At 58.6% G+C, this 391-nt stretch carries 1 protein-coding gene and 1 pseudogene; one reads left to right on the forward strand and one right to left on the reverse strand.

The window, feature by feature from the left end:
- Positions 1-136 (forward strand): annotated as a pseudogene (locus EN925_RS41385) (tyrosine--tRNA ligase); the annotation flags it as partial.
- Between the two features lie 6 nt (positions 137-142).
- Here the strand turns inward: EN925_RS41385 and EN925_RS39460 are convergent.
- On the reverse strand, positions 143-391 hold a 249-nt coding region (locus EN925_RS39460), incomplete at its 5' end, for a hypothetical protein (RefSeq protein WP_164894867.1).

Genomic DNA, 391 nt, shown 5'->3' on the forward strand with positions numbered 1-391 from the left:
GGGCGGCGCCGTGCGCCTGAACGACGAGCCGGTGAGCGACGAGCGCCGGCTGGTGACCCCTCAGGATTTGAGTCCGGAGAACGTCGTAAAGCTTTCCTTGGGAAAGAAAAAACACATTCTGATACGGCCGATTTGAACTCGGTCACCGATACTCAAAAATCGACCTGAATATTCCGGGCGCGATCACCGACAGCGGATTGATGTCCAGCAACGGCTTGTTGGCGTTGCCTTTGAGCCGGTAGGTGACGCCGATCAGGCCACGGTCGCGGCCATTGCCGAGCAGCGCGCCAACGATGGGCAATTCGCCGAAGATGCGATTGAGGCCATAGACCGGCATGAACGTGCCGGTCATGTCCATGTTGTTGTTCTGGTCGTAGAGCGTCCCCTGGAA

It is taken from the genome of Mesorhizobium sp. M7A.F.Ca.US.006.04.2.1, assembly GCF_004022915.1.
Taxonomy (GTDB): domain Bacteria; phylum Pseudomonadota; class Alphaproteobacteria; order Rhizobiales; family Rhizobiaceae; genus Mesorhizobium; species Mesorhizobium ciceri.